General features: G+C 63.6%; 12 protein-coding genes. 1 reads left to right on the forward strand and 11 read right to left on the reverse strand.

What is annotated here, in order from left to right; translation table 11 throughout:
* Window positions 1-4: 4 nt before the first annotated feature.
* The 7 genes from rihA to BFX80_RS08685 form a co-directional block, all read right to left on the reverse strand.
* On the reverse strand, window positions 5-940 hold the full coding sequence (gene rihA, locus BFX80_RS08655; protein ID WP_084208598.1) for a pyrimidine-specific ribonucleoside hydrolase RihA: 936 nt from the start codon (window positions 938-940) through the stop codon (window positions 5-7).
* 152 nt (window positions 941-1,092) lie between these two features.
* Entirely contained in the window at window positions 1,093-1,746 is a 654-nt protein-coding gene (locus BFX80_RS08660; RefSeq protein WP_084208599.1) for a DsbA family oxidoreductase, read from the reverse strand.
* A gap of 294 nt (window positions 1,747-2,040) precedes the next feature.
* Window positions 2,041-3,036: a homocysteine S-methyltransferase gene (gene mmuM, locus BFX80_RS08665; protein ID WP_084208600.1), complete on the reverse strand. Its 996-nt coding sequence runs from the start codon at window positions 3,034-3,036 to the stop codon at window positions 2,041-2,043.
* Window positions 3,026-4,450: an amino acid permease gene (locus BFX80_RS08670; protein ID WP_084208601.1), complete on the reverse strand. Its 1,425-nt coding sequence runs from the start codon at window positions 4,448-4,450 to the stop codon at window positions 3,026-3,028. Before BFX80_RS08670 ends, mmuM begins: the two co-directional genes overlap by 11 nt.
* Window positions 4,451-4,756: 306 nt before the next feature.
* Window positions 4,757-6,043 (reverse strand): 4-aminobutyrate--2-oxoglutarate transaminase, encoded by a 1,287-nt coding sequence (gene gabT / locus BFX80_RS08675; RefSeq protein ID WP_371861075.1) that lies wholly within the window; start codon window positions 6,041-6,043, stop codon window positions 4,757-4,759.
* Window positions 6,044-6,180: 137 nt separating this feature from the next.
* Window positions 6,181-7,674 carry an NAD-dependent succinate-semialdehyde dehydrogenase gene (locus tag BFX80_RS08680; RefSeq protein ID WP_084208602.1) on the reverse strand — a complete coding sequence of 498 codons (1,494 nt, stop codon included), beginning with the start codon at window positions 7,672-7,674 and terminating at the stop codon, window positions 6,181-6,183.
* Between the two features lie 158 nt (window positions 7,675-7,832).
* Window positions 7,833-9,257, reverse strand: a complete 1,425-nt coding sequence (locus BFX80_RS08685) for an APC family permease (RefSeq protein ID WP_084208603.1) — start codon at window positions 9,255-9,257, stop codon at window positions 7,833-7,835.
* 415 nt (window positions 9,258-9,672) lie between these two features.
* On the opposite strand from BFX80_RS08685, the gene BFX80_RS08690 reads away from it, so the two are divergent.
* Entirely contained in the window at window positions 9,673-11,139 is a 1,467-nt protein-coding gene (locus BFX80_RS08690; RefSeq protein WP_084208604.1) for an aminotransferase-like domain-containing protein, read from the forward strand.
* Window positions 11,140-11,235: 96 nt separating this feature from the next.
* Here BFX80_RS08690 and BFX80_RS08695 read toward each other — a convergent pair whose 3' ends face one another.
* The 4 genes from BFX80_RS08695 to BFX80_RS08710 all read right to left on the reverse strand — a co-directional run bounded on the left by BFX80_RS08695 (window position 11,236) and on the right by BFX80_RS08710 (window position 15,326).
* A complete protein-coding gene (locus tag BFX80_RS08695; RefSeq protein ID WP_205632756.1) occupies window positions 11,236-12,444 on the reverse strand; it encodes a hypothetical protein in 1,209 nt (402 codons plus the stop codon).
* Between the two features lie 89 nt (window positions 12,445-12,533).
* On the reverse strand, window positions 12,534-13,556 hold the full coding sequence (locus BFX80_RS08700; protein WP_084208605.1) for a patatin-like phospholipase family protein: 1,023 nt from the start codon (window positions 13,554-13,556) through the stop codon (window positions 12,534-12,536).
* A gap of 333 nt (window positions 13,557-13,889) precedes the next feature.
* Window positions 13,890-14,744 (reverse strand): SDR family oxidoreductase, encoded by an 855-nt coding sequence (locus BFX80_RS08705; protein ID WP_084208606.1) that lies wholly within the window; start codon window positions 14,742-14,744, stop codon window positions 13,890-13,892.
* A 222-nt stretch (window positions 14,745-14,966) separates the two neighbouring features.
* A complete protein-coding gene (locus tag BFX80_RS08710; protein ID WP_084208607.1) occupies window positions 14,967-15,326 on the reverse strand; it encodes a hypothetical protein in 360 nt (119 codons plus the stop codon).
* Window positions 15,327-15,494: the final 168 nt, after the last annotated feature.

Below are 15,494 nucleotides of genomic sequence, written 5' to 3' on the forward strand. Positions count from 1 at the left end.
GTAGTCATTGATAGTGCTTGAGCTGTTGCGCGATCAGGTCAACGAAACCCTGGCGGTCGATATCGAACAATACCTTGGCGTTGTGCGGCTTGCCGGTGAGCTGGTAACGATCGACCACCGTCATGCCCTGGGTATGCTCGCCCTGTGTCTCGACCCCGACCCAGCACTCGACAGCGGTGAACAGCTCAGGCTTCAGCAGCCAGGCGATGGTGCAGGGGTCATGCAATGGTGCACCGCTGAAGCCCCACTTGGGGTCACGGTGGTAGATCATGAAGAAGTCGAGCAGCTCGGCGACACACTGGGCGACGGGATTGTCGATGGCGCGGATACGCTCGATATCCTCATCCATGATCTGCGCCTGATGGGTGACATCCAGCCCGCACATCACGATGGGCAGGCCGGACTTGAACACCATGTCGGCGGCTTCGGGGTCGACGAAGATGTTGAACTCTGCGGCGGGGGTCCAGTTGCCGACACCTGCCGCGCCCCCCATCAGCACGATGCTGTCGATCTTGTGGTGTAGCTCCGGGTGGGTTGAGAGAAACAGCGCGATATTGGTCAGCGGGCCGGAGGGCACCAGCGTGACCTTCTGCTCACAGGCACGGACCTTCTCGGCCATCAGCTCGATGGCGCTCTGCGTGACGGGGGCGAAGGCGGGGTCCGGCAGTTTGGGGCCATCCAGGCCACTTTCGCCATGCACGCTGTCGGCAATGATCAGCTCACGCGCCAGCGGTTTCGGCGCGCCACCGGCGACCGGAATGTCATGCCGCCCCAGCAGGGTGAGCACGCGCAGCGCGTTGTTGAGGGTCTTGTCGGGCGTCTGATTGCCGGCGCTGGTGGTGACGGCCAGCACGTCGAGCGCGTCTGAACTCAGGGCCAGAATCAGCGAGATGGCATCGTCGTGGCCGGGATCACAATCGAGAATGATGGGGCGCGGCATGCAGCAGTCCTTGTCGTGAGTCGTATTGTTGTCGTGACTTGCCTCAATCAGCCTTTCCTTTATGCCTGAACGCAAAACGACACGCCATCCTTGCGAAGGGCGTGTCGTCTGTCCGTTCATGGCATTCGCGCTTGGCGTCAGCGCTTGGCAGATCAATCCGTCTGCTGGGCACGCGCCTCATTGAGCATCTGCACCAGCACTTCCACCGGCTGGGCGCCGGGCACGTAGTACTGACCGACGATGGTGCTGGGCACCGACTGGATACCGGCGTTGCGCAGCGCTTCCTGCTGGGCGGCGACTTCCTGCTCGCCCGCGCCGGATTCGAGGAAGGTCAGCGCCTGTTCGACGCTCAGATTCTCATCGTGCAGGCTTGCGATCTCGGCCAGCACCTGACGGTCACCCACATCCTTGCCATCGTGGAAGTAGGCGCTGAACAGCGCCTCCAGCAACGGGCGCTCCGCCAGGCCCACGGACTGCTGGCGCCAGACGATGCGCTGGGCATCGGTGGAGTTGGGCGTGCGCTCCATCAGGGCGTGGCGGAAGGTGACGCCGCTCTGCGCGCCTGACTGGGCCACCTGGGCATCCAGCTCCGCGCCACGCTCGACACTGCCGAACTTCTGCGCTCGGTAGTCGACCCGCAGCATGCCTTCACGTGGCACCCACGGATTGAGCTGGAAGGGCAGATAGCTGACGCGCACTTCATCCTTGAAGTCGAGTTGCGCGATGGCGTCATCAAGATGACGCTTGCCGATCCAGCACCAGGGGCAGACCACGTCGTAGGCGACCTGGATATCGAGCTGTGACATGGGGATTCTCCTGCTGATCTCTCACGCGCTCTTCAATGGGAGCCTAGGGCCATCTTGAGAGCACGTCGGAATGATTTTGAGCAATCGCTCATCAGTGTCTTGCCATCCTAGAGATTTTGGGCCTGGGACGCTACCGAAAACGCCCTGGCCGATCATGTGTCATGACCGGACAGGGCGTTCGTGTTCAGCGCTAATAATTCAGTACTTGGAGTTCAGCGCTTGGAGTTCAGTGCTGCGTATTCACTGCTTCGTATTCACTGCTTCGTATTCACTGCACCGGACTCAGCAACTCAATCAACCCAGCGCCTTGCGTAGATCCGCCAGCGCGCGGATATCGTCCGGGCCGGTGCGGCAGCAGCCACCGATGGCCGTGGCACCTGCGGCCAGCCAGCGTGGTGTCCAGCCGGCGAGGTCATGGTCGTGGTCAGAGCCGTCGCCATCAGAATCTACCGAGACGGCGCAGGCGGCGGACCAGGTCTTGGTGACCGGGTCATAGACCTCACCGGAGTTCGGGTAGATGACGATGTTCTTGTCCGTCTCGCCGCGAATCTCGCGCACCAGCGATTCGATGTGCTCAAGCGCGGTGCAATTGACGCCGATGGCGACCACCTGCTCGCAGTCGTCGATGGCGCGCACGGCCTCTCGGATCGGCGTGCCGTCGCTCAATTCGGTGGCGTTGCGCGCGCTGAAGGCGATCCAGGCACGCGCCGTGGGGAAGTCATCGCGCAGCAGGTCACACACGGCCTGGGCTTCCTCGGCACACGGCAGCGTCTCGACGGCGAGCACGTCCGGTTTGGCATCCAGCAGCGTGGCGAGGCGGGCACGGTGGAAGTCGCGCAGGCCGGCGCGGTCCAGCGCGTAGCCGCCACGGTATTCGCTGCCATCGGCGAGATATGCGCCATAGGGGCCGACGGAGGCCGCGACCAGCGGCGGGCAGTCCAGGCGCTCCGGGTGTGCGGCCAGGTACTCGCTGCGGGCCTGGGCGGCCAGGGTGACAGAGCGCTGGATCAGCGCGCTGGCCTGGGTCTCGCTCAGGCTGCGCGCCATCAGGCCCTCGAGCGTGGCCTGGTAGCTGGCGGTGGTGGCGACATCGGCACCGGCCTCGAAGTAGGCGCGGTGCACATCGACGATCGCCTGCGGCTCATCGGCCAGCACCCTGGCCGACCACAGCGAGTCGTTGAGATCGAATCCGGCACGCTCAAGCTCGGTGGCCAGGGCGCCATCGACGATCAGGAAGGGCTGCTGGGCGGTGATGGCGCTCAGCGGATTGCGGGTGGCATCAGCGGGCATCGAGGGCCTCCTGCGGGGTCGGAGTCGGGGAATTGGCGGCGTCGGTAGACGAGCGATGGGTCAGAAAGTGGACCAGATAGCACAGCGCCACGAAGGGCACGCCGAAGTAGAGCGCGATGCGCTGGTTGGGGTCAAAGGCGATGCCGATGCAGGCCAGCGCGCAGAACAGGAAGGCGGCAATCGGCACGATGGGGTACAGCGGCGCGCGGTAGGTCAGCTCGCTGGCGCTGTGGCCGGCCTTCAGCCACTGGCGGCGGAAGCTGAACTGGCTGGCGGCGATCGCCATCCATACCAGCACCACGGCAAGCCCGGAAATCGACACCAGCGCCAGATACAGGGTGTCCTCGGCATAGACGCTCGAGAGCAGCGACAGCAGACCGCCGAGCATGGTGATCAGCAGCGCGGGCACCGGAATGCCACGTTGATTGACGCGGCTGAACACGCGGGGCAGCGTCTTCTGGTCCGCCAGGGTCCACAGCATGCGCGAGGCGGCGTAGAGACCGGAATTGGCCGCCGACAGCAGCGCGGTGATGATCACGAAGTTCATGATGTCCGCCGCGTAGGGGATGCCGGTGAGCTGGAAGACCGCCACGAAGGGGCTTTCCTTGAGACCGGCGCTGTCCTGCGGCAACAGGGCGGCGATGACGATGATGGTGCCGATGAAAAAGATGATCAGTCGCCACAGGGTCGCGCGGATCGCCAGGGGCACGTTCTTCTCGGGATTCTCGCTTTCGCCGGCGGCGATGCCGATCAGCTCGGTACCGGAGAAGGCGAAGCTGACGGCCAGCAGTGTCATCAGGATCGGCATCACGCCGTGATCGAACACCCCCTCCTGCAGGATGCGCGTGACGCCCGGCGCCTCGGTATTGCCCGAGAGTGACGTGAAGCCGAACATGGCGGCGGCGCCCACGGCGATGAACACGATCACCGCGGCGACCTTGATCAACGACAGCCAGAATTCGGATTCGGCGAAGAAGCGTGCCGAGACGATGTTCATGCCGAACACGATCAGCGAGAAGAGCCCGCACCAGATCCAGGGTTCGACATCGGGGAACCAGCGCCCCATGAACACGGCGGAGGCGGTGAATTCCGAGCCCAGTGCCACGGCCCAGGTCAGCCAGTAGAGCCAGGCGACGGTGTAGCCGGTGGCCGGGCCCAGATACCGGGTGGCGTGGGCACTGAAGGCGCCGGGTTCGGGGTGGTGCACGGCCAGCTCGCCGAGACACATCATCACCAGATAGACCACCAGTCCGCCGATCAGATAGGCGAGTACCGCCCCCGCCGGACCGGCCTGTTGAATGGTATAGCCGGAGCTGAGAAACAGGCCGGTGCCGATGACACCGCCGAGGGATAACATCACCAGGTGGCGCTGCTGCATGCTGCGTTTGAAGTCGTGGGCGTTGCTGTCAGTCATGGTAGGGGTCACTCGAGGTGCTGCCGATGAGAAAGGCCTCTCTCTGGCAGCCGTCGTTCACGATGGCGTGTGGCATGGCGAGAATCGGTCGGAAATACGCAGAAATGCAGCGAATATCATAATTTAATCAACTAGTTGCCACAAAAGGCTGCTTGGGTTGATTGGCTATATGGTTAGATGGGTAATGAGCTTGCGATTCATTTCTTGGCCCAGGGTTTCCCTCCAGCGAAGCGCGTGGCGCTGGAAACGACAACGGCCACCCGAAGGTGGCCGTTCTGTTACACGTGTGTCGGAAAAGGCAACCGATCAGACGAGGCTTTCCAGCGCCTTCTCGACGATGTCGAGACCTTCTTCCAGCACTTCCGGCTCGACCGTCAGCGGCACCAGCACGCGAATGGAGTTGGAGTAGAAACCACAGGACAGCAGGATCAGCCCCAGCTCCTTGGCCTTGGCACACACGGCCGCCGTCGCGGCGGGGTCCGGCTTGCCATCGGCGTCCACCAGCTCGAAGGCCGCCATGGAACCCTGGTTGCGTGAGTGCGCGACATGCGCGAAGCGTTCTTCCCACTGGGCGAAACGCGCGGCCAGTTGCTCGCCCATCTGGGTGCTGCGCTCCAGAATGTTCTCTTCGCGGATGACGTCGATGACGGCCAGGGCCGCGGCGCAGGACAGCGGGTTGCCGCTGTAGGTGCCGCCCAGCGACCCCGGGCCGGAGGAATCCATCACCTCGGCGGTACCGACGACGGCCGACAGCGGCATGCCGTTGGCTAGACTCTTGGCCATGGTCATGATGTCGGCTTCGACGCCGCTGTGCTCCATCGCGAACAGCTTGCCGGTACGCGCGAAGCCGGACTGCACTTCATCGGCGATCAGCAGGATGCCGTGCTCGTCACACAGCTCACGCAGCGCGGTGAGGAAGCTCGGCGAGGCGATGTAGAAGCCGCCTTCGCCCTGCACCGGCTCGATGACGATGGCGGCGGTGCGGTGCGGTGCGATGTCAGTCTTGAACAGGGTGCGGATGGCGTTCAGGGACTGCTCTTCGCTGATGCCGTGAATCGGGTTCGGGTAGGGCGCACGGAAGATGTCACCCGGCATCGGGCCGAAGTCGTTCTTGTACGGCAGCACCTTGCCGGTCATCGCCAGGGTCATCATGGTGCGGCCGTGGAAGGCACCGTCGAAGGTGATGACACCGCTGCGGCCGGTGGCGGCACGTGCGATCTTGATGGCGTTCTCGACCGCTTCCGCGCCGGAATTGACCAGGAGAGTCTTGCGTTCCGGGCCACGCACCGGCGTCAGTTCGGCCAGCTTCTGGCTCAGTTGCACGTACGGGGCGTAGGAGATGACGCCCGCGGCAGTGTGCATGACCTTGTCGAGCTGCGCCTTGACGGCGGCGACGACCTTCGGGTGACGGTGACCCAGGTTGAGCACGCCGATACCGCCGGCGAAGTCGATCCAGCGGTTGCCGTCCGCATCCCAGATCTCGGCGTTCAGCGCGGTGTCGGCGAACTGCGGCGTGGCGGTGACGGCACCCTTGGCGACGTACTTGTGCTTGAGGACGTCGAGTTGTTCGTTGCTCAGCTGGGAGTGGCTCATGTCAGGTTCCTTTTCTTGTTGCCGGTGGCATGGCGCGAGCCATGCCACCGTTGTCTAGTAAACGTGGTGGGATAACGGTGTGAGACGTCCTCTCGAAGCATCGGCGCGAGGCATCGTCGCGAGGCGTCCACACAAAATCAGAGACCGCCGATGCAGACGTACTTCAGCTCGGTGAACTCTTCCAGACCGTGGTGAGACCCTTCACGACCCAGACCGGACTCCTTGATGCCGCCGAAGGGCGCCAGCTCGGTGGAGATCATGCCCTCATTGACCCCGACCATGCCGTATTCCAGCGCTTCCAGCGTGTGCCAGATGCGACGGTAGTCGGTGGCATAGAAGTAGGCGGCCAGGCCGAAGGGCGTGTCATTGGCCATCGCGATGGCGTCTTCATCCTTGTGGAAGCGGAACACCGGTGCCAGCGGCCCGAAAGTCTCCTCATCCGCCACCACCATCTCGGTGGTGACATCGGCCAGCACGGTGGGCTCGAAGAAGCTGTGGCCCAGGGCGTGCGGCTTGCCACCGGTGACCAGGCGCGCGCCCTTGCCGATGGCGTCATCGACGTGGCTCTGCACCTTGCTGACGGCAGCGCCGTTGATCAGCGGACCGATGGTGTTGCCATCGACCAGGCCATCGCCGACCTGCATGGCGGCGACCCGCGCCGCGAGCTTCTCGACGAAGGCATCGTAGACGCCGTCCTGGACGAGGAAGCGGTTGGTGCACACGCAGGTCTGGCCGGCATTGCGGAACTTGGAGGCGATGGCGCCGTCGACGGCGGCATCGACATCGGCGTCATCGAAGACGATGAACGGCGCGTTGCCGCCCAGCTCCATGGCGGTCTTCTTGACGGTGGAGGCACACTGCGCCATCAGCGTCTTGCCCACCGGGGTGGAGCCGGTGAAGGAGACCTTGCGGATGCGCGGGTCGGTGGTCAGCACTTCGCCGATGGCGATCGGCTTCATGGCGGTGACGACACTGATCAGACCTGCCGGCAGGCCGGCTTCCAGCGCCAGATCCGCCAGTGCCAACGCGGTCAGCGGCGTGGCTTCGGCCGGCTTGATGACCACGGCACAGCCTGCGGCGATCGCCGGCGCGCACTTGCGGGTGATCATCGCCAGCGGGAAGTTCCACGGCGTGATGGCTGCCACCACACCGATGGGCTCGCGCAGCACCATCAGGCGCTTGTCGGCACCGTGGGACGGCAGGGTCTCACCGGCCATGCGCTTGGCTTCTTCGGCGAAGAATTCGATGAAGGAGGCGCCATAGGTCACCTCGCCACGCGATTCCGCCAGCGGCTTGCCCTGTTCCAGGGTCATCAGCTGGGCGAGGTCTTCCCGGTGCTCAAGCACCAGGTCGAACCAGCGGCGCAGCAGCGCAGAACGCTCCTTCACCGGCACCTTCTTCCAGGCGTTGCCGGCGATCTCGGCGGCGGCGACGGCGTCACGGGTATCCTCGGCGCTGACTTCCGCGACACGGGCCAGTTGCTCGCCAGTCGCCGGATTGGTCACGTTGAAGGTGGTACCGGTCTCGCGGCGCTCGCTGCCGATCAAGGCAGGGACGAAGACGTCGCGGCTGTTCTCCGAGTTGACGTAGCGCTTCAGGAAGTCGCTGGTCGGGAGTGCAATACGGGACATGTGGAGCTCCTCTGGCGGTCTGGCGTGCAGTGCATTCATTGAGTGGACAGCGCTGGCGAATCGCGCGGACTGTCCTGATATCGGCTCGTGGTAGTCGAGCCCGATGGGGCCGGGCAGGCGGACGGACCTGCCCGGCGGTCACATGACGAGGCCTTTGCTCAGTGAGCGGTGAAGGCCGGTGCCATGATGCGGTCGCTGTATTCACGGCCGAATTGCTTGAGGGCGATGGCGTACATCACCAGGCCCAGTGCCATCCAGGCGCCGAAGATCATCCACTCGGTGCCGGTCAGTGCGGAAGGGCTGCCCGGCAGGTACAGACAGGCCATGGCGAAGGACAGCAAGATGGCCAGCACACCGCAGAGCTTGCCGTGACGCACGCGGAACGGACGCGGCATGTCCGGCTCACGGATGCGCAGGATCAGGAACGAGATCGCGACGAACAGATAGGCGATGACGATACCCAGCCCGCCGGCATCCACGATCCACACCAGTGCCGGACGACCGAAGAAGGGCGCGATGCAGGACAGCAGGCCGATCAGCAGTACGGCGTTGGTCGGTGTCTTGTGTTTCGGGTGCAGCTTGCCGAGGGCGGCCGGCAGCATGCCGGCATGCGCCAGGGCGTAGATGGCGCGCGAGCCACCGATGTAGAAGGCGTTCCAGCTGGTGATGATGCCGGCGATACCTGCCAGGATCATCAGCTTGCTGGCCCAGGGCGTGTTGAACAGTGCCTGCATGGCATCCGGCACGCTCAGTGAACTTGCCAGCAGGGAGTCGTGATCCAGTGCCAGGCTGGTGGCCAGGATGATCAGGGCATACCACACCACTGCCAGTACCACGGACATCATCAGCACCTTGCCGATGGCGTTGTAGGGAAGATTGATCTCTTCGGCGGCCTGGGGGATGACATCGAAGCCCACGAACAGGAAGGGCACCAGCACCAGCACCGCGATGATGCCAGCCGTCACGCCACCCTCAGACTGGGTGAACAGCGGCGTCATGTTGGCGACATCGCCTTCAAACAGTGCACCGGTCACGAACAGGACACCGGCGATCAGGATCACGCCGGTCACGACTTTCTGCAGCAGCGCTGCCGTGGTGATGCCGACGTAGTTGATCGCCATCATCGCCAGAGACCCGCCGACACCGACGGCGACCCAGGTGGCCTTGACGTCCCAGCCGGCGATGGTCCACATGTGACCGACGGCATAGCCGGGTGCGAGGTTCTCGATGACGGTCGGCAGGGCCACCGCCTCGAAAGACACCACGCTCAGGTAGCCGAGAATGATGGTCCAGGTGCACAGGAAGGACGAGAAATGTCCCATGGCACGGTAGCTGTAGACGTGTTCGCCACCCACCTTGGGCATGGCGGCGGCCAGTTCGGCATAGGTCAGGCCGATCAGCACGACGGCGATGCCGCCGATGATGAAGGCGATGATGGCACCGATGCTGCCGGCATTCTGGATCATGCCACCGGTCAGGACGATCCAGCCCCAGCCGACCATGGCACCGAAGGCGAGGGCCAGAACGTCGCCGCGGGCGAGGACTCTGACAAGTTGTTCTGCAGGGGGAGTTGTTTGGGTCATGGGGGATGCGTCCGAGTCGATCTTGGAATTTGTTATATGGCGGTGCCGGACCTGCTGATGTCTTTCGTGTGCGTCTGCTGTCCTCTGCCGAACGTTCTGGCGGGTAAGCAGGTGCAAGGTCAGTCCTGTCGCTGGCTGAGGCTTGTGGGAAAAATTCGCTCCTGTCGACATCGCAGGAGCGATCCAGCCATCGTGGGCTGTGAGCATCAGTCAGTAGGCAGCGCCTGAGGGACACGCTATCAGCGCCAACTGTTCAGGCGAATAGACCAATTGAGCGTTTGACTGGACCAATCTTGGTGGACTGCGGATAATCAGGGATGAATGGGCGCTGTACCCCGCCAGCCAGGCTGGTTGCTCACGTGATCTATGCAGCGTATGGACGTTATGGCTACATGAACGATATCGGGAGACCTGCATGGAACTGGCCACGCTTGAGCCATTGATCGAGTGCTATCGCCGCCAGTCGCAGGCCCTGGGCAAGCAGGTGCGGCTGGAGCAGGCATTGCTCGAGATGATTCGTGAGCAATGGCCGGTGGGGGTACGTCTGCCTGCGCATCGCAAGCTGTGCGAGGCTCTGGGCGTGGCACGCAACACCCTGTCATTGGCCATCAAGTCGCTGATCGAGGAAGGCTATTTGCACACCGGGCAGGGTCAGGGCACCTGGACGCGCCGCCCGCATGCCGCGAGACCCGACAGCGCCTCGCCCGAGGCACCTGCGCCACTGCCGCTCTCCACTCGCGCACGCCGGGTGCTGGGCGGGCAGGGTGCCAGCCTGATCCAGAGTGGCGCCTTCGTGCCGGGCATTCCGGATATCGCGCGCTTTCCGATGCGCAAGTGGCGTCAGCTGTATGCCAGCGTCACGGTGCCCCACAACGCGTTGCTGCTGTCGTATTCCAGCGGTGGCTATGGCCCGCTCAAGCGGGAGATTCGGGATTTTCTGCGCCGCTGGCGCAACATCGATTGCGATACCCAGCAGATCATCATCACCGAGGGCACCCACCACGGCATCGAGCTGTGTGCGCTGGCGCTGGCGGACGCCGGCCAGCAGGTGGTGATGGAGTCTCCCTGCTACTGGGGGGCACGCAATGTCTTTCTGGCCGCCGGACTCGAGACCCAGCTGATTCCCTGGCGGCCCCGGGATGACACCGCCGATGCCCCGGGCCACGAGCTCGCCCTGCTGGCGCGTCGCCCGGTGCAGATCGCCTATTTCACCGGCTCGCATCACTATCCCTTGAGTGTTCCTACCTCACGGCGTGACAAGCTGGCGCTCTGCGAGGCCTGTCAGCCCGCCTATATCCTCGAGGATGACTACGAGTTCAGTGGCGATGACCATGATCAGCTGCTGTTTGACCCGGACGCCGACAATCGCCTGTTGGTGGGCTCGTTCTCCAAGCTGATGTTTCCTGGCCTGCGGCTGGGCTATCTGGTGGTGCCTCGCGCGCTGGCCGGGCCGATGAATCGGCTGCGCAGCGAGGTGTTTCGCGAGGGGCGCATGCTGGATCAGGCGGTACTGGCGCAGTTCATCGCCGATGGGGATCTCGATGCCTGGTATCAGCGCATCCAGCGCGATTATCTCGGCCGACAGCAGGTGGTGCATGACCAGCTGTGTCAGGTGAAGGGCGTGATCAGCGTCTCGCCGCCCTCGCGCGGCATCAGCCTGTGCGTGCAGTTCGCCCCCGAGATCGATGACAAGCGTGTCGCGCAACTGATGGTCAAGGAACATCTGATCGTGCGGCCACTGAGTATGGTCTGCAGCAGCGAGGACTCGCGGCGCGGCCTGGTGCTGGGGGTCGGCATGCTGGCGGGCGAGAGTCTGGTCAGTGAGGTGGCCCGCCTCAGACGCACGCTGGAGAGCATATTGACCATGCGCGACATCTGGTAGGGCGGCTCTCCGCTGACGCGGCAATGAGCAGCGTCAGAATTGAAAACGCCTCCGCCCAGCAGGGCGAAGGCGTGATATCGACACTGAACGCGAGTGCTACTTTGCCTGCTGCATGCGCTCGGTCAGCTTGCGGAATTCCTCACGCATGGCGCTGTTCTCGAAGCTGGTGGCAACCGGTACCTGCAGGCCGGCGAGGGTATCGAAGGTCTTGACGCCCTGGCGGATCAGGTCGGCGACATGCGCGCTGAGCTTGACGGTGCGATAGGTATTGGTCGCCACTGCAAGCTCACGCTGGCTCTTGGTGAGCGATGTCTTGACGCGGTCGCGCTGCTCGCTCACCAGCGAGCGATACAGGTTGATCGTCTTGAGCGTCAGCGCATTGGCGCGGATGTTGTTCTCCAGACTCTCACGTGAGCCGCCTTGCTTGATCAGCGTCCGCGCATCCCGCGTGGTGGCTTCGGCTTCGTCGGCGAACCCTTGCAGCTGCGGCAATACCTCGTCATCCACGCGGGCGATGAAGTCCTGCTGCATGGTGACGATCATGCGGTGGAGCATGACGACCATGCCGTAGTAGCGACGCGCGTACTCCAGATTCTCGCCACTGTCGCGGGTCAGCTCGGCGAGCTGCTGGGCCACCGACTTGATGCTGGCGAACACGACACTCATGGTCAACACGTCGTCGCCGACCACCGAGGACAGCCACACCTGGACCTGGTCCGGCGTCAGGGTGATGCCGATCTCCTCGAGCCGCGCGGCCAGCTTGCCTTCCAGCGTGGTCAGCTCGCCTTGATAGGCGGTGATGTTCTTCTCATGCGCGGCGATCAGCAGGTCATAATCGCCGCGCGTGCTGGCGGTGAATTCGCGCAGGGTATCGGTAGGCGTGAAGCGGGTCAGCGTCGAGACCTCGGTGTCGGGCGCCAGGATACGCTTCTCCTTCAACTCGGAAATCTCACGGCGCGATTCACGTATCTTGTCCTCGACCTGTCGATAGGTGCTGCGCAGTGTCGAGAGTTGTGGCACGTCGAGGGCCTGCATGGCTTCCTCGATCATCTCGTCCATATCGCTGCGCGCGGAGGCCTGATCGCGGCTGATCCAGGCCTCTTCCGGCAAGGTGTCCATCTCATCGAAATAGCCGACCGCCTTCTTCAAGGTGGCGAAGGCTTCCGGCTGGTCAAAGTGCATGTCGTCGGCTGCCAGGGCGATACCCGGCGTCAGGGTGGGCGCGAGGGTCGCCAATGACAGACTGAGCGCTGCCAGGAGGCGGGTGACGGGGCGGCGAGACACTGGCGAACTACCTTGGGGCATCGGAGACACTCGGGTCGGCATGAGCATGGCAGCGCAGAGTAGCAAAATCGCTGACAGGCGTCTCCGAGTTCGCGTCGCGCCAGGCGTGCTCAGTGAGGCTCATAGGCCTCGGGCTTGCCGGTGGCGGGGTCGATGCGGTCCAGCGACGGGCCACGATAGTGGTCCATGATCAGCGCCACCGCTGCCTCGCCGTACTGCGCGAACCAGAAGTCGCCCATGCCCTTGAGGCGCTGGATATTGGTGACGCTGATGTCGTCCATCGCATCGTCAGGCGCCCTGGGCAATCCCGGTTGCGGGCGCATCTCGGCGTTGACGCGGATGTAGCTGCCCGGCGGCGAGATGGTGATGGCCTGATAGCCGACGACCTTCTCGTCGGAGAGCACGTCGATCAGACTGCCTTCCAGCATCCACTGCACCGCGCCCCAATGCTGGGAATCCGGGCCGTTGATCTTGCGCGTGCGCGTCCCGGTACCGATCGACAGCACGCGCCGGGTGTCCTGCGGCCACAGTCGACAGGCCTCGGCGATGGCGCACATGGTCGGGTTGTTGGCGATCACGCCACCATCGATCAGCCAGGTCTGCTCATTGTCCGTCCCGAGTTTCATGTCGCGGGTCGGGAAGTAGGTGGGCGCGGCGCTCGAGGCATCCGCCACCTGCCAGGCCAGCAGCTTGTGGTGCTCGCACTTGCTGGACTTCAGCACATGCGGGCGGCGTCTCTCGATCCCGTAGGTGACGACGAGGACCTGCTTGCCGTCAGGGACATCCCGGAGCTTGGCCTGGCCGAGATGCTTCTTGAGCATCGCGCTCTTGCCTTTGGCCTCGTACCTGGGCGCATTGATGCCATCGAGTTCGAACCAGCCACGATTGTCGACGAAGATCTTCCTGGCATTGGTTGCGCTGTAGAGCCCGTTGATGTCTTCGAGGCTCATGTCGGTGGTAGCCAGCGCCAGCGCGATCAGGCTGCCGGTAGAGGTGCCTGCGTAGAAATCGACGCAGGCGCGCAGTGTGGTCTGATGGTCGCGCTTGAGTGTCGCATCGACATGCATCAGAAACCGGGCGGTAGCTGCCCCACGTATGCCGCCACCATCCAGCGAGAGAATCAGCTTGGACATGCAGGCCTCCTGCAGCGCGAGTGACGTTCCTTTCCTGCCCATGGCATTCCCTGGGCTGCTACCAGAATAGAGAGGCCAACGCTTTACAGCCGTGTGAAATGCCTGATACGGATCGACAGGAGGGCCTGATACTGGCAGGGAGAAGAGGTGATTCGAACGCGGCACAAGCGCTGGGACGCGGCACGCATTCCTTGAGCAGACCCCTATGGGAATGAGAAAAAGGCCACCCGGATCGGGTGGCCTTTGGTGTTGCTGCGTGGTGATCGTCTCGTCGCTGGGCGGACAGTGATCACCAGCCGCTGGCGCAGTGAAGCGTTCAGGGACGCATCGTGATCAGGTGTTGAGCACGACGCCACCATTGAGGTGGATCGTCTGTCCCGACATGTAGCTTGAATCGTCGCTGGCCAGATAGACGTAGGCCGGGCCCATCTCGCTGGGTTGCCCGGGGCGCTCCATCGGCACCTGCTTGCCGAATTCGGCGACCTTGTCATCCTCGAAGCTGGCGGGGATCAACGGGGTCCAGACCGGGCCGGGGGCCACGGCATTGACGCGGATGCCGCGGTCCATCAGCGTGCCGGACAGCGAGCGTACCAGCCCCTGGATGGCCCCCTTGGTGGCGCTGTAATCGATCAGGCTGTCATTGCCCTTGAAGGCGTTGACCGAGGAGGTGGCGATGATGGAGTCGCCCTTGGAAAGATGCGGGACGGCGGCCTTGATCAGATAGAAGTGACTGAAGAGATTGGTCTTGAAGGTGCGTTCGAGCTGCTCGTCATCTATCTCGGTCACGTCATTCCAGTCGTACTGCTCGGCGGCGTTGTTGACCAGGATGTTGAGCTTGCCGAATTCCTCCAGCGTGCCTTCTATCACCTTGCGGCAGAAGGCCGGGTCACCGATGTCACCGGCGATGCGGCTGGCCTTCTGACCTTCGGCCTCGATCAGTCGGAGGGTTTCCTCGGCGTCCTTTTCCTCGCTGCCGACGTGGGTGATCATGCAGTCGGCCCCTTCGCGCGCGAAGTGGACGGCGGCGGCGCGCCCGATGCCGCTGTCGCCTCCGGTGATGACGGCGACCTTGCCCTTGAGCTTTCCGCTGCCCTGATAGCCTTCTCGGATATATTCGGGGCGAGGCTGCATGCGATGTTCATCACCCGGTTGATGATCCTGATGCTGCGGGGGTTGTAGTTGACTCATGCTGTCACTCCTTGTCCGTGAATCATGATGACGACGCAATCGCCTTCAGACGCGAACGCCTACCTGAATGACATGTGGATCTTCGTGCGGATTCAAACCCCTACATTCAAAAAACTTGATGTTCATGTGGGGCGGGGTCATGCCACCAATGAAAACGCCCGTTGCTCAGGGGAAAGCAACGGGCGGGGGTGTCATCTTCGGCTCAGGCCAGGTGTCAGCGGTTCAGGAAACGACGCCCTGTGGCTTGTCGTGCACGGTCGCCGGGGTGGGGGCCCCCTGGGGCGAGACGGGGGCCACGGCGGGGGCAAGCGCCTGCTCCCGTTGCAGGGGGGAGGCCTGGACATTGAGCTCTGGCAGGTTCTCGGGGTCATGCCCCGGACCGGCTTCCAGCGTGGGCAGGGCCTCTCGGATGATGCAGGCACACAGGCGGCGGTGTGCCTGCAGCATCAGGCCCTCACGCTCCAGGTATTGCATCAGTCGCGTGGCTGACACCAGCGCGACGATGGGATGCAGACCGCGAAAGCGTTCCTCTACCTTTTCGGCACTGATGGTCGCCAGTTGCTCTGGGTTGGTGTGTGGCATCGGTGGTTCCCCTAGATGGCACTCGGTGTCCCGAGTGCGGATGATGCGTGTCATTCGCTGGTCATGACGGCGTCTGCCGCCACGTGAGAGTGTCTTTCTGTCAGGCGTCGCTGTTATAGGTGTCGTTGTTTGCGTGCGTGAATCGTCGTGCGAAATCACCCTCTCGCC

The sequence above is a fragment of the Cobetia marina genome, from assembly GCF_001720485.1.
GTDB lineage: Bacteria > Pseudomonadota > Gammaproteobacteria > Pseudomonadales > Halomonadaceae > Cobetia > Cobetia marina.